General features: G+C 69.1%; 14 protein-coding genes and 1 tRNA gene. 4 read left to right on the top strand and 11 right to left on the bottom strand.

Annotation, left to right across the window (positions count from 1 at the left end; all coding sequences use genetic code 11):
• The first annotated feature begins 2 nt into the window (after positions 1–2).
• Positions 3–653: an SOS response-associated peptidase gene (locus GHC57_RS01295; RefSeq protein WP_153340354.1), complete on the top strand. Its 651-nt coding sequence runs from the start codon at positions 3–5 to the stop codon at positions 651–653.
• 210 nt (positions 654–863) lie between these two features.
• On the opposite strand, the gene GHC57_RS01290 is transcribed toward GHC57_RS01295, so the two are convergent.
• From GHC57_RS01290 to glmU, 3 genes are all read right to left on the bottom strand, one after another.
• Positions 864–2,021, bottom strand: a complete 1,158-nt coding sequence (locus GHC57_RS01290; protein ID WP_153340352.1) for a PAS domain-containing sensor histidine kinase — start codon at positions 2,019–2,021, stop codon at positions 864–866.
• A gap of 300 nt (positions 2,022–2,321) precedes the next feature.
• On the bottom strand, positions 2,322–4,151 hold the full coding sequence (gene glmS, locus GHC57_RS01285; RefSeq protein WP_153340350.1) for a glutamine--fructose-6-phosphate transaminase (isomerizing): 1,830 nt from the start codon (positions 4,149–4,151) through the stop codon (positions 2,322–2,324).
• A gap of 19 nt (positions 4,152–4,170) precedes the next feature.
• Positions 4,171–5,514: a bifunctional UDP-N-acetylglucosamine diphosphorylase/glucosamine-1-phosphate N-acetyltransferase GlmU gene (gene glmU / locus GHC57_RS01280; protein ID WP_153340348.1), complete on the bottom strand. Its 1,344-nt coding sequence runs from the start codon at positions 5,512–5,514 to the stop codon at positions 4,171–4,173.
• Positions 5,515–5,688: 174 nt separating this feature from the next.
• Between glmU and gph the strand changes: the two genes are divergently transcribed.
• The 3 genes from gph to GHC57_RS01265 all read left to right on the top strand — a co-directional run bounded on the left by gph (position 5,689) and on the right by GHC57_RS01265 (position 8,308).
• Entirely contained in the window at positions 5,689–6,417 is a 729-nt protein-coding gene (gene gph / locus GHC57_RS01275; protein ID WP_153340346.1) for a phosphoglycolate phosphatase, read from the top strand.
• A 79-nt stretch (positions 6,418–6,496) separates the two neighbouring features.
• Positions 6,497–6,571: transfer RNA gene (locus GHC57_RS01270), tRNA-Val, on the top strand.
• A 255-nt stretch (positions 6,572–6,826) separates the two neighbouring features.
• The gene (locus tag GHC57_RS01265; protein ID WP_170294608.1) at positions 6,827–8,308 is read left to right on the top strand and encodes a PAS domain-containing sensor histidine kinase; all 1,482 of its coding nucleotides are present in this window, start codon (positions 6,827–6,829) and stop codon (positions 8,306–8,308) included.
• A gap of 15 nt (positions 8,309–8,323) precedes the next feature.
• Here GHC57_RS01265 and treY read toward each other — a convergent pair whose 3' ends face one another.
• From treY to GHC57_RS01225, 8 genes are all read right to left on the bottom strand, one after another.
• On the bottom strand, positions 8,324–11,389 hold the full coding sequence (treY, locus tag GHC57_RS01260; protein WP_153340342.1) for a malto-oligosyltrehalose synthase: 3,066 nt from the start codon (positions 11,387–11,389) through the stop codon (positions 8,324–8,326).
• Between the two features lie 313 nt (positions 11,390–11,702).
• Positions 11,703–12,050, bottom strand: coding sequence for a fumarate reductase subunit FrdD (gene frdD, locus GHC57_RS01255; RefSeq protein ID WP_153340340.1), 348 nt, complete (start codon positions 12,048–12,050; stop codon positions 11,703–11,705).
• Position 12,051: 1 nt separating this feature from the next.
• A complete protein-coding gene (locus tag GHC57_RS01250; RefSeq protein ID WP_153340338.1) occupies positions 12,052–12,444 on the bottom strand; it encodes a fumarate reductase subunit C in 393 nt (130 codons plus the stop codon).
• On the bottom strand, positions 12,441–13,187 hold the full coding sequence (locus GHC57_RS01245) for a succinate dehydrogenase/fumarate reductase iron-sulfur subunit (RefSeq protein ID WP_153340336.1): 747 nt from the start codon (positions 13,185–13,187) through the stop codon (positions 12,441–12,443). The genes GHC57_RS01250 and GHC57_RS01245 overlap by 4 nt, the downstream gene beginning before the upstream one ends.
• Entirely contained in the window at positions 13,184–14,947 is a 1,764-nt protein-coding gene (gene frdA / locus GHC57_RS01240) for a fumarate reductase (quinol) flavoprotein subunit (protein WP_153340334.1), read from the bottom strand. The genes GHC57_RS01245 and frdA overlap by 4 nt, the downstream gene beginning before the upstream one ends.
• Positions 14,948–15,026: 79 nt before the next feature.
• Positions 15,027–15,869, bottom strand: a complete 843-nt coding sequence (locus GHC57_RS01235) for an endonuclease/exonuclease/phosphatase family protein (protein WP_170294607.1) — start codon at positions 15,867–15,869, stop codon at positions 15,027–15,029.
• 91 nt (positions 15,870–15,960) lie between these two features.
• Positions 15,961–18,204: a VTT domain-containing protein gene (locus tag GHC57_RS01230; RefSeq protein WP_153340329.1), complete on the bottom strand. Its 2,244-nt coding sequence runs from the start codon at positions 18,202–18,204 to the stop codon at positions 15,961–15,963.
• A 27-nt stretch (positions 18,205–18,231) separates the two neighbouring features.
• Positions 18,232–18,474, bottom strand: a complete 243-nt coding sequence (locus GHC57_RS01225; protein WP_153340327.1) for a hypothetical protein — start codon at positions 18,472–18,474, stop codon at positions 18,232–18,234.
• Positions 18,475–18,875 lie beyond the last annotated feature (401 nt).

Raw genomic sequence — 18,875 nt, 5'->3', positions numbered from 1 at the left:
GCATGTGCTCGCGTTTCGAACTCAATGTGGCGCCCGCCGACCTGCTGGCGCGCTTCGGCCTGACCGCCCCGCCGGACGAGGACGCGGCGACCCGCGCCGCGCTGGACGGGCTGCCGAAAGCCGAGATCCGGCCGACCGACCGCGTGCCCGTGATCGGGCCGCGCCGGGTACCCATCGCGCTGCCCTGGGGGTTCGCGGTGGATTGGGACACCAAGCCGCTCATCAATGCCCGGGCCGAGACCCTGACCGAGAAACCCACGTTCCGGCCGGTCTTGGGCAACCGCTGCCTCGTCCCGCTGAGCGCGTTTTATGAGTGGACGCCCGTGCCCGGCGCGCCGGCCAGGGCCCGCAAGCGCCGCCACCGGATCGGGCGGGCCGATGCGCCGGTGCACGCCATGGCCGGCCTGGTGGATGACCGGGGCCGGTTCACCGTCATCACCCGCCCCGCGACCGAGCAGATGGCCGCGCTGCATCACCGCATGCCGGCGTTCCTGACGGACGCCGAGGCCGAGGCCGCGTGGCTCGACCCGGACCGCCCTTTTGAGGCGGTGCGGGGGCTCCTGACCGCCTGGGATGGGGCGCTCGCCATCGATGACGACGAACCGGGCGGCGAGGGACGGGCGGCGCCTGGCTCTCAGGAGTCGATGTTCTGACACGCTCGCCGGGGCGTCCGTTCCGGTCAGGACCGCGCCACCCAGACTCCGCCCCCGGCAGGGGCGATCACGTTCACACTTCTCAACGCGTATGACGGACAGACGAATGTGCCGGACGGGGCTTGCAGCCCCGTCCGGAGCGTTATTCCTTGCGAAAGAAATGAACGGTCCGGGCGGGAGTGCAACTCCCGCCCGGCCTAGGAAGTGACGTCAAGGTCGGGCGGTATGAGCCGCCGCGTCCTGCGGGTACCGAACCGTGAAGGTGGTGCCGGACTCGGGGTCCGAGGTGAAGGCGATGGTGCCGCGCAGGTACTTTTCCGTCAGCAGGCGGGCACTGTAGGTGCCGATGCCGCGCGATGCGCCCTTGGTCGAGAAGAACCGGCGGAACACGCGCGCCGCGATCTTCGGCGGCATGTGCGCCGCGTTGTGGACCGAGAACCAGACGGTGCCGCCGTCCTGGCCCGTATCCGCCGTCACCGTCTGGCTGGGGTCGCTGGCTTCAAGGGCGTTCTTGAGCAGGTTCAGGATCACCCGGGACAACAGCCCCTCGTCGGAGCGGAACACGACGCTGCGGGCCGAGGGCGCCAGCACCACGGATCGCCCTTCGCCGGCCGTGTGCTGCGAGACGATCGAAATCATCCGCTCCAGCACTACCAGCGAGTCGAGCGGGACGAAGGTGGGCTCCAGATCGCCGTCCTCCGCCGAGATCATCAGGCGGTGGCTGTGAATCTCCGAGATGAGCGTGTCGCAGGCCGTGACGATCCGGCTCATATAGTCCTGCTGCGTGGCGGCATCGAACAGCGACAGCGCCTCGGACGAGCTTCGGATGGACCCGGCGATGTTCATGACGTCGTGCAGGAACGCCCGTTCCACGTCGCGCCGCCACAGCGTGTCCTTGATGTCCACCAGGGCGACGATGATGAAGGTTTCGCCCTCCACCTCGATGCGGGTGGCGCGGATGATGGCGTTGACCGCCTCGCCGCCTTGAAGGACGAGTTGGAAGGTCCGCTCGTCCCGGCCCTTGGCGTGGGCCTGCAGGACCGCCTGGATGGCTTCGCAGTTGCGGCAGGCCTCGGCCGTGCCGCACCCGCCCGGCGCCAGGTCGTTGTCGGCATGGACGCAGCGGACGGCCTCGCCCGCGCGCCGGCCGATGAACCGCGCCGGATCGTCGTCCGGCACGAACTGCTGAAAGGCCGTGTTGGCGAACACGATCTGCCGCTGTTCGTTCAGGACGAACACGGGCACGCTGACCCCGTCCAGGATGGCGGCCGGATAGTCGGCCCCGGCCACCTTGCGGGCCTGCCGCCCCAGGGCCTCCCGATCCAGCCGTACGGACGAGGCGAAATGGGTCGTCGGGTCGTCGGCCATGCGATGCCTTCCGCCGCTACACTGCGTCAGACTCGCAGGCCCGGCCGACGATTGCAACGGGCTTGGACGCACGGCAACGAGCCCAGGTTAACGGGATCGCTCTTCCAGGTCTTTGCAGCGGGTCGGAGACCTGCGCTCGAGGTCCTTCAGCCGCTTCGCGGCTTCAGGATGACATCCTATAATTTTAGTGTGTCATCCCGAGTGAGCGAAGCGAGACGAGGGATCTCGAGAGGCCCCCTCCGACCGCGCGGAACATGCCGTCATGTTAACCTGAGCCCGTCGCCCTGGGCTTGGACGGCCCTATTCCACCGTGACCGCCTTCGCCAGATTGCGCGGCTGGTCCACGTCCGTGCCCTTGGCGACGGCGGTGTGATAGGCCAGCAACTGCACCGGGATGGCGTACAGGATCGGGGCCACGAACGGGTCCACAGCGGGCAGGGCGATGGTCTCCAGCGCCAGGTCCTTGAGCCGCCCCACCCCCGCGTCATCGGCGAACACCACGGCCTTGCCGCCGCGCGCCACTACCTCCTGCACGTTCGACGCGGTCTTCTCGAACAGGTCGTCACTGGGGGCGATCACGACGACGGGCACATGCTCGTCGATCAGCGCGATGGGGCCGTGCTTCATCTCGCCCGCCGCGTAGCCCTCGGCGTGGATGTAGCTGATTTCCTTCAGCTTCAACGCACCTTCCAGGGCCAGCGGATAGCTTGTCCCGCGCCCCAGATAGAGCACGTCGCGGGCCGGCACGAAGGTCTCTTCGGCGATGGCGCGGATGCGCTCGTCGTGGTTCAGCACCTCGGCGGCGCGGCTCGGCACCTCGGTCAGGGCGCCCGACAGGCGGGCTTCCGTCTCGTGATCCAATGCGCCGCGCGCCTTGCCGAGGGCGATGGTCAGGCAGGCCAGGACCACGAGCTGGGTGGTGAACGCCTTGGTGGAGGCCACGCCGATTTCCGGCCCGGCCAGGGTGGGCAGGACCGCGTGGGCCTCGCGCGCGATGGTGCTTTCCGGGGCGTTGACGATGCCCAGGCAATACTGCCCCTGCTGCTTGCAGTAGCGCAGCGCGGCCAGGGTGTCGGCCGTCTCGCCGGACTGGCTGATGAAGACGGCGAGCCCGCCCTCGGTCATGACGGGCTCGCGGTAGCGGAACTCGCTGGCCAGGTCCCAGTCCACGGGAATGCCCGCGTGCCGCTCCAGCCAGTACTTGCCGACCATGCCGGCCAGCGAGGCGGTGCCGCAGGCGATCATGGTGATGCGCGGGACGGTCGCCGGATCGAACGGCAGATCGGGCAGCGTGATGGTGCGCGCGGTCGGGTTGAACATGGCGCTGAGGGTGTCGCCGATCACCTGCGGCTGCTCGAAGATCTCCTTGGCCATGAAATGCCGGTGGCCGCCCTTGCCGATCATGGCGCCGGACAGGCTGGAGAGCTGCTCGGGCCGGGATACGGTCTGCCCCGACAGGTCGCGGATCGTGGCCCCTTCCTTGGTCAGCACGGCCCAGTCGCCGTCCTCCAGGTAGGTGATCCGCTGGGTCATGGGGGCCAGGGCGAGGGCGTCCGAGCCCAGGAACATCTCGCCGTCGCCGTGGCCCAGGGCCAGCGGGCTGCCCTGGCGCGCCGCGATCAGCACATCCGGCCGGTCCAGCAGCAGGATGCCGAGCGCGAAAGCGCCCTCCAGGCGGCCAAGCGCCCGACGGGTGGCCTCGATGGGATCGTTCGTGCCCTCGGCGATCTCCTGGCTGATGAGGTGGACCACGACCTCGGTGTCGGTGTCCGAGGTGAACACGTGTCCCTTGGCCAGCAGGTCCTCGCGCAACTCGTGGAAGTTCTCGATGATGCCGTTGTGGACCACCGCCACGTTCTCGTTGGCGTGGGGGTGGGCGTTGGCCTCGTTGGGCATGCCGTGGGTGGCCCAGCGGGTATGACCAATGCCGGTCGTGCCCTGGATCGGCTCTTCCCGCAGGCGCTCTTCCAGGGCGGCGATCTTGCCCTTGGCGCGGCGCCGCTGGATGGTGCCGCCGTCCAGCGTGGCCAGACCCGCGGAGTCATAGCCGCGATACTCCAGCCGCTTCAGGCCCTCGATGAGCCGGGGGGCCACGGGTGACGCTCCGATGATGCCGACGATCCCGCACATGGTGTTGGTCTCTCCTTGCCTAGGCTTTGCCCGTGAGCCGCTTCATGTGGGTCCGGAAGCGCGCGGCCCAGCCCTGGCGCGTGGACTGGGGCGCGCGGGTCAGGGAAAGGGCGTCCGCCGGGACGTCGTCGCTGATCGCGCTGCCGGCGCCGATGATGGCGCCGTCCCCGATGGTCACGGGCGCCACCAGGGCCGTGTTGGAGCCGATGAACGCGCCGGCCCCGATGTCGGTGTGATACTTGCCGAAGCCGTCGTAGTTGCAGGTGATGGTCCCGGCGCCCACGTTGGCCCCGGCGCCCACCCGGGCGTCGCCGATATAGGTGAGGTGGTTGACCTTGGCGCCGGCCTCGACGGTGGCCTTCTTGACCTCGACGAAGTTGCCGATGTGCGCGCCCGGCCCGATGGTGGCCGCCGGACGCAGCCGGCTGTAGGGGCCGAGGACGGCGCCGTCCTCGACGATACAGCCTTCGAAGTGGCAGAAGCCCTTGATCTCGACGCCCGCGCCGATGCGGACGCCGGGCCCGAACACGCAGAACGGCCCCACGGTCACGTCGCGGCCGAAGGCGGTGTCCATGGACAGCGTCACTGTGGCCGGATCGGTCAGGGTCACCCCGCCCGCCATGGCGGCGGCGCGCAGGCGATCCTGCACCACGCGTTCGGCGGCGGCGAGCTGCGCGCGGTCGTTGATGCCCAGCATTTCGGACTCGGCGCCCTCGACCACGGCGCAGCGGTGGTGACCGTCGGCGCGGGCCAGGGCGATGATGTCGGTGAGGTAGAACTCGCCCTTGGCGTTGTCATTGCCGACCCGGTCGAGCAGCGGGAACAGCAGCGCCCCATCCACCGCCATGACGCCGGAGTTGCACAGGTCGATGGCCCGTTGGGCCTCGCTGGCGTCGCGGTGCTCGACGATGGCGTCCAGGTCTCCCGCCGCATCGGTCACCAGGCGGCCGTATCCGGTGGGATCGGCCGCGCGGAACCCCAGCACGACGACGGCGGCGGATTGACGCGCCTCGACCATGGCCCGAATGGTCTCCGGGCGGATCAGGGGCGTGTCCCCGAACAGGATCAGCACGGTCCCGGGCGGCGCGGGCAGGGCCGGCTTCGCCTGGAGGGCCGCATGGGCGGTGCCCCGGCGCTCGGCCTGGGTCACGGTTGGGCGGGGCGCGGCGATGGCCTCGACCGCGTCCATCTCCGGCCCCACCACGACGACGACCGTGCCGGCCCCCAGGTCGTCGAGCGTCGCCAGCACATGCCCCAGCAGCGGGCGACCGGCCAGACGGTGGGCGACCTTGGGATGGGCGGACCGCATCCGGGTCCCCTCCCCGGCGGCCAGGACAATGGCGGCGAGATCGGTCTGGCTCATGGGTGATCCGTGCGGTTGATCGGGCAGGCGGGCGCCACCGGCGGTCCGGAGGGTAGGGCAGGCCTACCCGAACTGGGGTGGTCGCGGCAAGTACGCTGCCATACTCTGCCGGGCCTGCAAACTCACACAGTCTTTCGACTGGTTACAGCCGCCCCATCGTGAAAGAGGGAGTCCATGACCACCGCATCCCCCCTGCCCGAGGCCTTCCCGTTCGACGGCATCGTCTTCGACCTGGATGGCACCCTGATCGACAGCGTGCCCGATCTGGCGCTGGCGTTGAACGCCATGCTGGACGAGGAAGGCCTGCCCCGTGTGCGGCACGAGCAGGTCCCCGCCTTCGTGGGGCAGGGGGCCCGGGTGCTGGTGACCAAGGCCATGGCCGCGGTCGGGCGGCCGATCGCCGAGGGCGCGGCGGGCGCCGCCGAACTGGACCGCCTCCACGATCGGTTCGTCGTGCTGTACGAAGAAAAGCCGGTCGTGGGGACGCGCACCTATGACGGGGCCGAGGCCGCCCTGCGCGATCTGCATGCCCGTGGGGTGCGCCTGGGCGTCTGCACCAACAAGCCCCACGGTCCCACGCTCGGCGTGATGGAGGCGCTCGGGCTGGCGCCGCTGTTCACCGCCGTGGTGGGCGGCGGCCTGATCCCGGAAAAGAAGCCCGATCCCGCGCCCCTGCTGCTGACCCTGGAGAAGATGGGCGTCGCGCCGGGCCGGGCGGCGCTGGTCGGGGACACGCCCTACGACGTCGGCGCGGCCCGGGCCGCCGGCGTGCCGGTGGTCATGGTCGATTTCGGCTACAGCCCGGTGCCGCCGGCCGAGGCCGGGGCGGACGTCCTGATCTCGTCCTACGCCGAGTTGCCCGCCGCCTTCGCCCGATTGGCGGCGGTCGCGAAACCCGCTTGACGGGGCTGCTCGGGCGGCGCTATAAGCCCGCCTCCACACCGCGACGGCGGCGCCGACACGGCACCGACCCGAATGGGACGGGCGCGTAGCTCAGCGGGAGAGCACTCGCTTCACACGCGAGGGGTCGCTGGTTCAATCCCAGCCGCGCCCACCATTCCCCCGGCCGATGGCCGATCTGAACCCCACGCCATTGATCGTCCCGTTGCCCGGCATCGCAAGGCCTGTGCCTTGCCAAGGTCACGGCCTTTGTCCAGAGTGATCCTGGATCAATGGAATCGGACGGGCGCGCGCTGCGTCCGGTCTCGGTCGGGCTGACCCCGGTGGGGGGACGGAGTCCCGGTGCATGGGTTTGGACGGCGCTGACGCGGAATCAGGGACGGAACCGGGCGGCCTCGCGGGGCCCCTGGCCATGGCCGATTCTCCGGCTTTGATCCTGGATGCGGCCGGGACGGTGACGCACGCGAACCCGGCGGCGATCCGCCTGTTCGGTGGGGCGTCCGGGGCGCTGGTCGGCACGATCTGGACGGACACGGTGGTGGCCCCCGCCAGCGGCGACGAGGCCCGCTGGCTTCACCGCGAGATCATGGCCGGGCACAGGGCGGCCCGGCAGGCATCCCTGTCCGTCAAGGGCGGGGCCTCGCCCCTGGGCCGGATCATCTGGTTGGGCACGGTCCTCCGCGATGCCGGCGGCCGGATCACCGGGGCGCTGATGGTGGGCGAGCCGGATCCGGACGGCGCGGTGCTGGAGACCCTGGGCAATGTCGCCCAAATGCGGGCGATGCTGGACAACACCCGGGTCGGGATCGTCATCGTTCGGCCCGGGCCGGAACCGGGCAGCCGGGTGATTCGCCTGTGCAACCGCCGGATCCTCGACATACTGGGCTATGAGGCGGCCGAAGACCTGATCGGCCGCTCCGTGGACACGTTCCATGTCTCGAAGGAGGCCGCCGACCACTTCGGCCGCACCTTCTTTTCATCCCTGACGAATCACGAACAGCTTCATATCGAGTATCAGTTGCGCCACCGCGACGGACATCCGGTGTGGTGCCTGATGTCGGGCAAGGCCATCGACCAGGCCATGCCGGCCGATCTGGCCAAGGGCGTCATCTGGGTGGTGGACGACCTGACCGACCGCAAGGCGCTGGAGGGGGCCCTGGTGGCGGCCCGCGAGCAGGCCGAGGCCGCGAGCCAGGCCAAGTCGCACTTCCTGGCCAGCATGAGCCATGAACTGCGCACGCCGCTGAACGCGATTCTGGGCTTTTCCGATGTCATGCGGGAACAGTCGTTCGGGTGTGTGCCGCCCCCCTACCTGGAGTATGCCGACAGCATCCACCGAAGCGGCAAGCACCTGCTCGACATCATCAACCAGATCCTGGACCTCGCCAAGATCGAGGCCGGGCGCGTGGACCTGTTGATCGGGCATCATCCGATGCGGTCGGTGGTGGACGACGCGTTCGAGCTGCTCGGTCCGTCGGCGGCCGCCAAGGGCCTGGATCTCCTGAACCAGACCCATTGTCTGCATGACATTCAGTTCGACCGCGTCCGCATGCGGCAGGCGCTCATCAATGTCGTCGGCAATGCCATCAAGTTCACGCCGCGTGGCCATGTGGTGGTGCGGAACAGTTGTTCCGGCGGGTGGCATGGACTGGTCATCGAGGACACGGGGCCCGGAATGACGGCGGACGAAATCCAGGAAGCCCTTCAGCCGTTCGGACAGGTGGGGCGGGACAGCATGGTTCGGGGCGCCGACGGCACCGGGCTCGGCCTGACCGTGACGCGCCAGATCATGCGGCTGCACCGGGGCGACATGGTGATCGAGAGCGTAAAGGGTCGCGGCACGACCGTCACGCTCCTGATCCCGGAGGACCTGGGCAAGCGCCTGGCCGAGTGACGCCGCGCGGGTGGCTCAGGCGTCCGCCGGTTCGGACACAAGCACGGCCACCGGCAGGGACCGCAGGATCTCCCCCACCGCCAGCGCACCATCGGAGGACGGAGCCAGGGGCGCGGCGTTCCCGTGGTCCTGAACGGCCAGCGCATCGTGCAGGGGCCGGCCCGCCCAGGGCGCGCCGTCCGGCAGGCGAACACAGGTGCCGTCCCAGCCGGTGGGCAGCGGCTGGTCCCGGCCGTCCATCAGGGGCCAGACCAGACGCGGGACGACCACCACCACCGCCGCATCGCCATCGGGCGCGACCCGGGCGAAGGCAAGAACCCGGTCCTTGTGGGCGCCCTCGGTTTCGAGCGGCGTATAGTTCCCCTTCGCGAAAAGCATGGGTGTCCGACCGCGCAGGCGCAGCAGGGCCGCGAGCAGGGCCTGTTTGATCCGCCCGTCGCGCCAGTCGTTCATGCGGTCCGCCGGCGCGGCCGCCTCGTCCAGGCTGCGGGCGCGGGCCTCGAAATCCACCGGCCGGCGATTGTCCGGATCCACAAGCGTGAAGTCCCACAGGTCCGTGCCCTGATACAGATCGGGCACGCCGGGCGTGGTCATCCTCAGCGTGGTCTGGGCGAGGGCATTGACCGCCCCGGCCGGCGCCAGACGGGCCACGAAGGCCGCCATGTCGGCGACGAACGCGCCGCCCAGGCCGGGCGACAGCACCGCGCGCACGAATCCGTCCAAGCCGGCTTCATAGTCCGGGTCCTGGGCCGTCCAGGCCGTGTCGCGCTTGGCCTCGCGCGCCGCCTTCATCATGTAGGCGGCCATGCGCTCGGTCAGGCTCTCCAGCACCTCGGGCGGCGGCGGGGCGACCTGTCCGGTTTCGTCCGGGCGCGCCCAGTCGAGCGGCCAGATCGCGAGCAGGGTCTGATAGAACAGGTACTCATCCGCCGCCGAGGGCGCCCGCCGCCCATCGGGCAGGGCCGTGATCCGGCGTTGGTTGAGATCCTGCCAGCGGCGGACCCGCTCGTCCCACAGCCCCGGCCCTTCGGACAGCAGGGCGAGCCGCACGCGGGCATCCTCGCCGCGCTTGTGGTCATGCGTGGCCGTGGCCAGCAGGGTGAAGGGCCAGGCGTCCAGACGCGCCTGACAGGCATGATGAAACGCCGCGGGCGACATCCCGAAACGGTCGGGCTCGCCGCCCACCTCGTTCAGCGCGGCGAGGCGCACATACCGATAGAACGCCGTGTCCTCCATGGCCTTGGCCATCACCGGGCTGGTGAGCTGTTGGACGCGCATGGCCACATCGAGCACGGTGGCGGCCTGATGGCCCCGGCTGGACAGGGCGAGGTCGCCCGTCAGTACCTCGTGCAGGAAATCATAGACCGACAGGTCCGGCACCCGGGCGGCCTTGCGCGCCCGGCCGATGGCCCATTGCAGGTCGCGGCGGTCCTGGTCGTCGATGTTGGCGCGCGCCGGTTCGCCTGGGTCGGCCGCGCCGCGCTGGTTCCAGTCCGACAGCGCGTACGGGTCCACATACGTCCGGTACACCGGGAAATGGGCGATCACGTTGATGAGCGCGGCGCGCAAAGCCATGCGGCTGTAGTCCTTGGTGGACCGGGCCTGCTTGGCGAGGCGGTTCAGGCGGTTGGCCATCACGCCGATCTCGCTGGCGAGCGATTCCTCCATGATCTGCCGCTTGGCCGACAACACCTCGTCGTGATAGGCGCGCCGGTGACCCACGGTGCGGGCATAGATGTCGTCCAGCGGCATTTCGCCCGCCGGATCTATGAACAGACCGAGCACCTGATTCATGAACTCGTACCCGGTGGAGCCCGCGATCGGCCAGGACTCCCGCAGACGCTCGTGCGGGGCCAGGATCTTTTCCACGATCACGTACATGGGCTGCTCCGGCCCGAACGGCGACTCACCCAGCCGGGCCCGGTCCGTCGCGCCGGGGTAGGGGGCGACCATGCCCGTCGCGACGCCCCGCAGCATGGCGTCCCGGCCGTCCGCCTGCAGGCGCTGGAAATAGGCCTGCGGGTTCCACAGGCCATCCACGTGGTCCAGGCGGACCCCCTGCACCCGGCCTTCCGCGATCAGGCGGAACAGCAGCGCGTGGGCGGTGTCGAACAGGTCGTTGCGCTCCATGCGCAGCGCGGCCAGATCGTTGATCTCGAAGAACCGCCGGTAGTTGATCTCGTGCGCCGCCACGCGCCAGAACGCCAGACGGTACGACTGGCGGCCGATCAGAGCGTCCAGGTCGTCGAAGCTGGCCGGCTCCCCCGGGCGGCCGTTGAAGGCCGCCACGGCGCAGGCGACCACGGTGCGCACCTGTTCGCTGGACGCCACCAGTTCGGCGAGACGCTGGCGCACGACGGCGGCCACCCGGCGGCGGCTGCGGGCGTCGGTCTCCGAATCCCGCAGCACACTCAGCGAATCCGCGCCGGCGATGACGAGGGCGAGGCTGCCGTCCTCGGCCCGGTCCGGGGCCATGCCGCGGCGCAGAATATCACCGTAGTCCTGGGGCCGGACCGGAAAGGCGTGCTCGTAGTACCGGATCACGAAGCCGCCGTCGTCCGGGTCATGGCACAGGGTGAGTTCCCCGCGCTCCAGGATGGCGCCGTAGTGATCCCCCAGGACCGGCAGCAGAAGCTTGCCATGCAGCGACGGTTCCGCCGGTTCCCAGTCGATATCGAACCAGTCCGCGTGGGGGCTGTCCTTGCCCCACTCCAGGACATCCCGCCACCATTGGTTTTCACTGACGCCGATGCCCATGTGGTTGGGCACGAAGTCCACGACCAGCCCAAGGCCGTGCGCCAGAAGGGCGTCGCTGAAGCGGCGGAAGCCGTCCTCGCCCCCCAGTTCGGGATTGAGGCGCCCGTGGTCGATGATGTCATAGCCATGGGTCGAGCCGGGCCGCGCCTTCCAGATGGGCGAGGCATAGACGTGACTGATCCCCAGCCGGGCCAGGAGGGGCACGATGGCGGTGGCCGCATCGAAGCCGAAGTCCGGCGCCAGTTGCAGGCGCAGGGTCGCGCGCGGCCAGGGCGGCGGGCCCTGGGTGGTCGTCGCGGCGGCAGGCGGGTTCGGGGACGGCATGTCGGGACCTTTCATACCAGTTTGCCTAAATCCTGACTCGTCAGGATTCAGGCGTCACGCGGCTTCGCCGCGCCGGCCCAGTCGGGCCGGCCGCTTCCGACACGTCGAACCGTGTCGGAAGCGGTAACATTCGGGGGGTCGAAGCGCACCGTGGATTGGTCGGGAAACGGCCAGGGACGGGGCGGCGTTCCGTCCCGTCCGCTGAACTGCGGCGCGGTGCGCCCGCCAAGCCGGCACGACAAAGGTCGCGCCAAGGCCCGCAGGCACCCGGCGCGACCTGTGCGTCCGGCCCGGCCCTGAGCGAGGCCGCCGGTCAGATGGCCAGTACGGCGAACAGCGCGATCACCGAGAACAGCCCGGCGAACCCGTAGACCCCCATCGCGATGGTGCTGTCGTTGCGGATGCCGAAGTCGTGCGCCGTGATGCGCAGCCGGTGCGCGGCATGCCACAGGGTCAGGATGACGATGCCCAGCAGCCCGATCTTGACGATCCAGTGGCTCAGGAACGCGGTCATGCGCTCGTAGGACATGGCGTCCTCGCCGAACACGCCGAGCGGCACCAGGAGACCCGTAATCAGGATCATGACCGGCGCGACGAAGGCCGAGATCGTGCCGCCGGCGGCAAACAGGCCCCAGACGATGGGCTTGTTGGACTTGGCCATCTCACAGCACTCCCATCAGAACGAGGGCCACCAGCGACACGCCGCCCCAGATGCCGTAGTGCGTGCCGACGATGATGCGCCCGGGGACGAAGTCGTTGCCCTGCGGGATCCGCATGGCCTTGGGGGTGACATCGAACCAGCTCTTGGCGTGGTAGCAGGCGAAGCCGAAGGCGATCAGATGGAAGATCACCGCCGGGGTCGAGGACACGCCGGCCAGATACGTCTCCCACTTGTCCGGCCCCTGCATCAGCCGCACCAGACCGATGGTCAGGCCGGCCATGTACAGGGCCAGGAAGATGCAGGTCACCTCGCGCGCCATGTAGCGCAGATAGCGCCCGTTGCGCATGTACCAGGTGGCCTTGGGGACCTCGCGCACATAGGGTTTGCGGCTCATTTGCCCCTCCACGGCATCAGGTGCTCAAGGTACCAGTCCACGGTGCTGGCAATCTTCATCTGCTGGATGGCGCCGGCCGGGTCCACGTCCTTCGGGCAGACCTCGGAGCAGGCGCCGACGAACGAGCATTCCCACACGCCCTCGTGCTGGGCGACCACCTCCTGACGCTGGCTGCGCCCGCCGTCGCGGGAATCCAGGTTGTAGCGGTGGGTGAGGGCGAGGGCGGCGGGGCCGATGAACTCGTCGTTGAGGCCGTACTGGGGGCAGGCCGCGTAGCACAACATGCAGTTGATGCACATGGTGTACTGCTTGTAGTTCTTCAACTGACGCGGGGTCTGCTTGTACTCGCCCTCCTCGACCGGCTTTTCCTTCTTGGGGATGATGTAGGGCTTCACGGAGGTCAGCTTCTCCATGAAGTCGTCCAGCACCACCACCAGATCCCGCTCGATGGGGAAATGAGTCAGCGGCTCCACCCGGATGGTGTTGCCCTTGTAGTCGCGCAGGAAGGCCTTGCAGGACAGCGTAGGCTCGCCGTTGACCATCATGCCGCAACTGCCGCACACGGCCATATGGCACGACCAGCGATAGCTCAGCGAGGTATCCAGGTGGTCCTTGATGTAGTTGATGGCATCCAGGACGACCCATTCCTCCTGACACGGAACGGCGTAGGTCTGGACCCAGGGCTTGTCGTCGGTCTCCGGATTGTAGCGGAGCACCTCGAACGTGATCTGCCTTTCGCTCATGACTTCGCTCCCGAGTAGTCGCGAACCCCGGGCTGGGATTTGGTGATGACGACATCCAGGTAGTCGATGGCCGGCGCATCCTCGCCCCGATACTGTGCCATCGAGTGCTTCAGATATGTGGTGTCATCGCGTTCGGTGTGGTCGAGCCGCTGGTGGGAGCCGCGCGATTCCTTGCGCTCAAAGGCGCTCACGGCGACCGCCTGGGCGACGTCGAGCATGCACGACAGCTCCAGGGTCTGGGTCAACTCGGTGTTGAAGACCTTGGACTTGTCCTTCAGCGCGATGCCGGTCTGGCGCTTGCGCAGGTCGGCCAGGGTCGCCGTGGTGTCCTTCAGCAGCTCTTCCGAACGGTAGATGCCCGCGCCGCTTTCCATGCTGTCGGCCATCGCATCGCGGATGCCGGCGATGGTCTCGCCGCCGTCCTTGCGGTCGAACAGGGCATGAATGCGGCCCTCGGCTTCGGCGGCCTGCCGGTCGGCGGCGGCCGTGTCCACGGCGGGTTTCTGGGCGCCGTTCAGGTAGGCGATGGCGCTTTCCGCCGCCCGGCGGCCGAACACCAACAGTTCCGTCAGCGAGTTGGAGCCGAGGCGGTTGGCGCCGTTGATGCTGACGCAGGCGCATTCGCCGGCCGCGAACAGACCGGGCATGGGGGTGGCCGCATTGATGTCGGTGTGGATGCCGCCCATCATGTAGTGCACGACGGGGCGGATCGGCACCATGTCGGTGACCATGTCCACGCCGACGTAGCTCTTGGCCAGTTCGCGCACGAAGGGCAGCCGCTCGTTGATCTTTTCCTCGCCCAGGTGGCGCATGTCCAGATAGACGCAATTGCCCCACTTGGTGGGGATGGTGTTGCCCGCCTTGTCCTCGTGCCAGAACGCCTGGCTGAGGCGGTCGCGCGGCCCCAGTTCCATCGTCTTGAGGACGGTCTCGCCCAGCGGCGTTTCCGGCCCCATGCCGTAATCCTGGAGATAGCGGTAATCGTCCTTGTTCCGCAGCACGCCGCCCTCGCCGCGGCAACCCTCGGTCAGCAGGATGCCGGTGCCGGGCAGGCCGGTCGGGTGGTACTGCACGAACTCCATGTCCTTCAGCGGCACGCCAGCCCGGTAGGCCAGGGCCATGCCGTCGCCGGTCTTGATCGCCCCGTTGGTGGTGAAGGGGAAGATGCGGCCGGCGCCGCCCGAACAGATGATGACCGCCGGGGCCTGGAACTGGAGCATCTCGCCGGTGCGCATCTCGATGGCGCAACAGCCCTGCACGCGGCCGTCCGAGACCAGCAGGTCTGTGGTGAACACCTCGTCGAAGCGGCGGATGGACTCATACTTCAGCGACGTCTGGAACAGCGTGTGCAGCAGGTGGAACCCGGTCTTGTCGGCGGCGAACCACGTGCGCTTCATCTTCATGCCGCCGAACGGACGCACGCCGACCGCGCCGTCCTTCTCGCGGCTCCACGGGCAGCCCCAGTGCTCCAACTGGGTCAGTTCCTTCGGCGCCTCGTTGATAAAGAACTCGACGGCGTCCTGGTCGCACAGCCAGTCGCCGCCGCCCACGGTGTCGCCGAAGTGCAGGTCCAGGCTGTCGTCGCCCTTGATGACGCCGGCAGCCCCCCCTTCCGCGGCGCAGGTGTGACTGCGCATGGGGTAGACCTTGGAGAGCAGGGCGATGCGCAGGCTCGGGTCGGCTTCGGCCAGGGCGATGGCGGCGCGCAGTCCCGCGCCGCCGGCGCCGATAATGACGACATCGGACTGGATGGTTTCCATAAGGCGGACTCCACGCTTGCGGATCCGGCGGGGGCGCCGGGTCTCGGGGAGGGGCAGTGGGAGCGAAACGCTAACAGATTTACGGGGCGGACCGTAAGGCGGTTCTCGGGTCCGTGGCGTGAAAGTTCGGGGCCACCGGGTCCAGCGCCAGTCGGCCCACGAGCGGCAGATGGTCGGAGGCCACGCGCGCGCCAGGACCACGCCAGGCCTGCGCGTCCTCCAGGTGAGCGCCGGGACCCGGCCAGATCTTGTCCAGCGGCAGGATCGGCGCCGGCGCCGGCCACGTCCGCCGCCAGGGCGGGCGTCCGCCCAGCGCCTCGATCATGGGGTGATAGGTCTTGGAGGGCGGCCACATGTCGTTGAAGTCGCCCAGGACGATGGTCGCGGCGGGCACCAGGGCGGGCACGCCCGGCGGCGGCTCGGCCAGGTATTCGGCCAGCCGGGCCGCCTGCCACGCCCGCTCCGGTCCGCCCAGGCCGAAGTGGGTGACCAGCACGCGCACCACGCCGGCCGGCGCCGAGATCACGGCATCGATCGCGCCGCGCGGTTCCCGTCCGTTGCCGTGGGCGAGGTTCAGGCGGCGGGCCGACACGATGGGATGACGGCTGAGCAGCGCATTGCCGAACCGCCGCCCCTCGCGCATCAGGTTCGCCCCCGCCCGGGCCTCGTAGCCCAGGTGATCGGCGAACACGGCGAGCTGATCCCGCCCGGGGGCGTCGCCCTTGGAGGTCACGGGGAAGACCGTCATGGTCTCCAGGTCGGCGCCCTGGCCCAGCACCTCCTGCAGCCCGATGATGTCGGCATCCAGGTCGCGCAGGACACGGGCCACGCGGCCGGCATCCTGGCGCCGGTCGAGGCCGACGCAGCCGTGCACGTTGTAGGTTGCGATGCGGATGGTGGGGGGCGTTCGGGGATCCCTCACGCAGTCTCCGAGTGTGTTTGTCAGGCTTTCAAGTGTACCGGAACAGGGACCGGCGCGCCAATCGTGGACCCGCCGGCGATCGCGGCAGGCCTTATCCCGGCTGATCGTCCCCGGTCACGGCGGCCGGACGGCGGCGCCCCACGGCCCAGGACATCAGACGGCCGAGGAGCACCAGTCCAACCAGCCCGGCGATGATCAGGGCGGCCTCGGTCCAGGTGGCGGCCTGGATCAACTGCCCCAGGCCGGCCCCGAACAGACTCAGCACGGCGATGCCGGGCAGCTGGCCCAGGACCGTGGCGAGCAGATAGGTCCGCCACCGGATCCCGCCGGCCCCGCAGGCCAGGTTGACCACCATGAACAGCAGCACCGGCACGACGCGGAAGAACAGGACGGTCTTGAAGGCGTGTCGTCGCAGGGCCGCGACGAGACTCCGCACGCGGTCGTATCGCTCCGTGATCCGCTCAAGGCCCTGTTGACCAAGGGCCCGGCCGACGGCGAAGCCGCCCGAGGCGCTGATGAGCGTGCCGATCAGGTTGTAGACGAGGCCCCAGACCGGCCCGAACACGAGGGCGTTGGCGACCATCAGGGGCAGAATCGGGGCCATCAGGAAGGACCCCGTGGCCACGAAGGCCACCGCCCCCAGCGGGGCCAGCGGATGGCCGCGCACGCCGTCGATCCACGCGGCGGCGGACTCAACGGTCAGGAGACCGTCCACCGGCACCAGCCGCCACGCCAGCAGCAGAGCCACGACCACGCCCGCCAACGCCAGCGCCCGCCGATACGGGTGGCGGCGGGTCTGCTTCGGTTCGGCTGTCGGCAATGGGTCCGGCAGGAAGACGTCCCGCAGGCGTTCGGCGGACACCGGCTCCTCGAAGTCGCCGGGCACGGGGTGCGGCATCGACTCCACCAGGTTTTCCGGCGCGTCGCCGCTCTCCACCGGCGCCAGGTCACGCACCGCCGGGTCCCCGTACCGATCCAGGACCGCGTGCAGAGAGTCGGTCTCGCGCAGGGTCTCCCGCACCCGATCCGGCTCGGTGGCCAGATGTTCCGCGAGCAGGCGGCACAGCACGGATTCGATCAGCGCGCGCACGGGTTCGCCCCGGGGCTCGCCGGTCTCCGGATCGGGCAGGCCCGGCTCCAGGTGATAGTCCAGCTCGCTGTCCAGGCCCATCGAGCGGTTGTTGAGGTTCGCCGACCCATGCCGCATCGCGATGGTGTCCACGATCATCAACTTGGTGTGGACCTTCATCTTGCCCTGGCCCTGGCCTTCCAGCACGGGCGAGACCACGCGAAGCCGGTCGTGGCGGTCGGCGGCCTTCAGCACGCGCAGCAGGCGTTCGCGTCCAACGCCCATGGTGGCGGTTTCCAGCCAGCCGTCCCAGATGCGCGGGATCACGGCGACCACCTCCGGGCCGTCCGGCTCCTGCAGCCGCCGGGCCAGCCCGTCGGCCACGAGCTGCGAGGTCAGATACTGGTCCTCGATGTAGATCCAGTGGCGCGCGGCATCGATGTCCGCCGCGATCAGGGCGGCGATCTCCCGCACATCCGGTGTATCGCCATGCGCAGGCAGGGTGCGCGCCAGGGCCAGCGGCAGTTGCTCCAGGTCGGGTGCGATATCTTCCGGCCAGGGCGAGGGCAGGTCGGCCTTGGGAGGAGACGGGGCGGGCTCGCCGGTCACGCGGGTCCAGCGGTCGCGCACCATCGTGCCCAGGCGCGCGGCGACCGGCCCTTCCATCATGGCCTGCATGTCGTGGAACGGGACGTACGGCGTACCGCTGGTGGGCAACCGCCGCCGCGAATCGTCGAGGCGGTGCGTAGGCGTGTCCCACCGCGCCGGCGCCAGATCCAGGCCCCCGGTGAAAACCACCCGGTCGTCGATGACAACGACTTTTTCGTGATGCGCGGCCTCGACCGGGCCCGTGCCATCCAGACGCAACCGCATGCGCGGGTGCGGGTTCCAGTCCTGCCGCCACGCGGGCAGCAGTTCCCGATCAGACGCGTACAGCATGGGAAAGTCCCACAACAGGACGCGGACATCGAGGCCGGGTCGGGCCTCGGTCAGGGCGCGCAACAGGTCCGCCAGGCGGATCGGCCACCCGTCATCGGGCGGCGGCGCGTCGGGATCGAGAAGCGGGATCGTGCTGGAGATGTCCCACGCCACGATCAGGATCTGTTCGCGGGCGCGGATCAGCGCACTGCGCAGAGCTGCGTAGTAGGCGGCGCCGTCGATCAGCGCCCGGTAGCGGTCCGCCCGCGAGATCTGCCAGCAGGTCTCGCCGGGGACCGCGAGGGCGGGCGCGGGGAGCACGGTCGGGTCATCGTGGTTCGACATCATGCTCCCCACTTAGGGGGGCGCGGCGCGTTACGCCACCCGCAGGCACGCGCCGGCGCAGCCGTCGCGGCGCTCGACCTCGTCCAGCATGGCGATGGAGGGGCGCGGCGCGGGCAGGGTCGCCCCATCGCGCGCCAGGGCGGACAGCGCCTTGGATGCCTCGTTCACGGCGTCGTCAACGGTCGGCCCGTCACCGCCGCATCCGGCGACGCCGACCACATCCGCACGATACCCATCGGAACGACGAGAGACGACAACAATATGTCCTTTCATGACGGACATCCTCCGGTAAACACAGCAAAAAAGAAAGTCAGGGGGCTGGTGACATTCGGGCTGACCCCCATGGTCGAGTCCCAACAGACGCGGGAATGGACCGGCTGAATCCCGAGACAACAACTTGCCCGCTGGTCCGGTGGCCTCGTGTGCCGGTGGACCGATGCCTCGTGGATCGTGAGACTGAGAATACGGACCCCGATGAGAAATGCAACCCCGTTCATGAAGGAAAAATCACCAGTAGGCTGAGGAAAAATTGTTTCATGCTGGGAAATTCGGAGGCCAGATTGAACCCAAGTAAAATTTATTTGCCAATATTATTATGGCTCAGTTTGCGTTAGATATGCATGCTGGTTGTTTGGGCGAGATAAGTCCGGCGATGCATGCCAGGATTGCACGGG

Source organism: Roseospira navarrensis, assembly GCF_009601025.1.
GTDB lineage: Bacteria > Pseudomonadota > Alphaproteobacteria > Rhodospirillales > Rhodospirillaceae > Rhodospira > Rhodospira navarrensis.
This window is presented reverse-complemented; position numbering and strand designations above follow the sequence as displayed.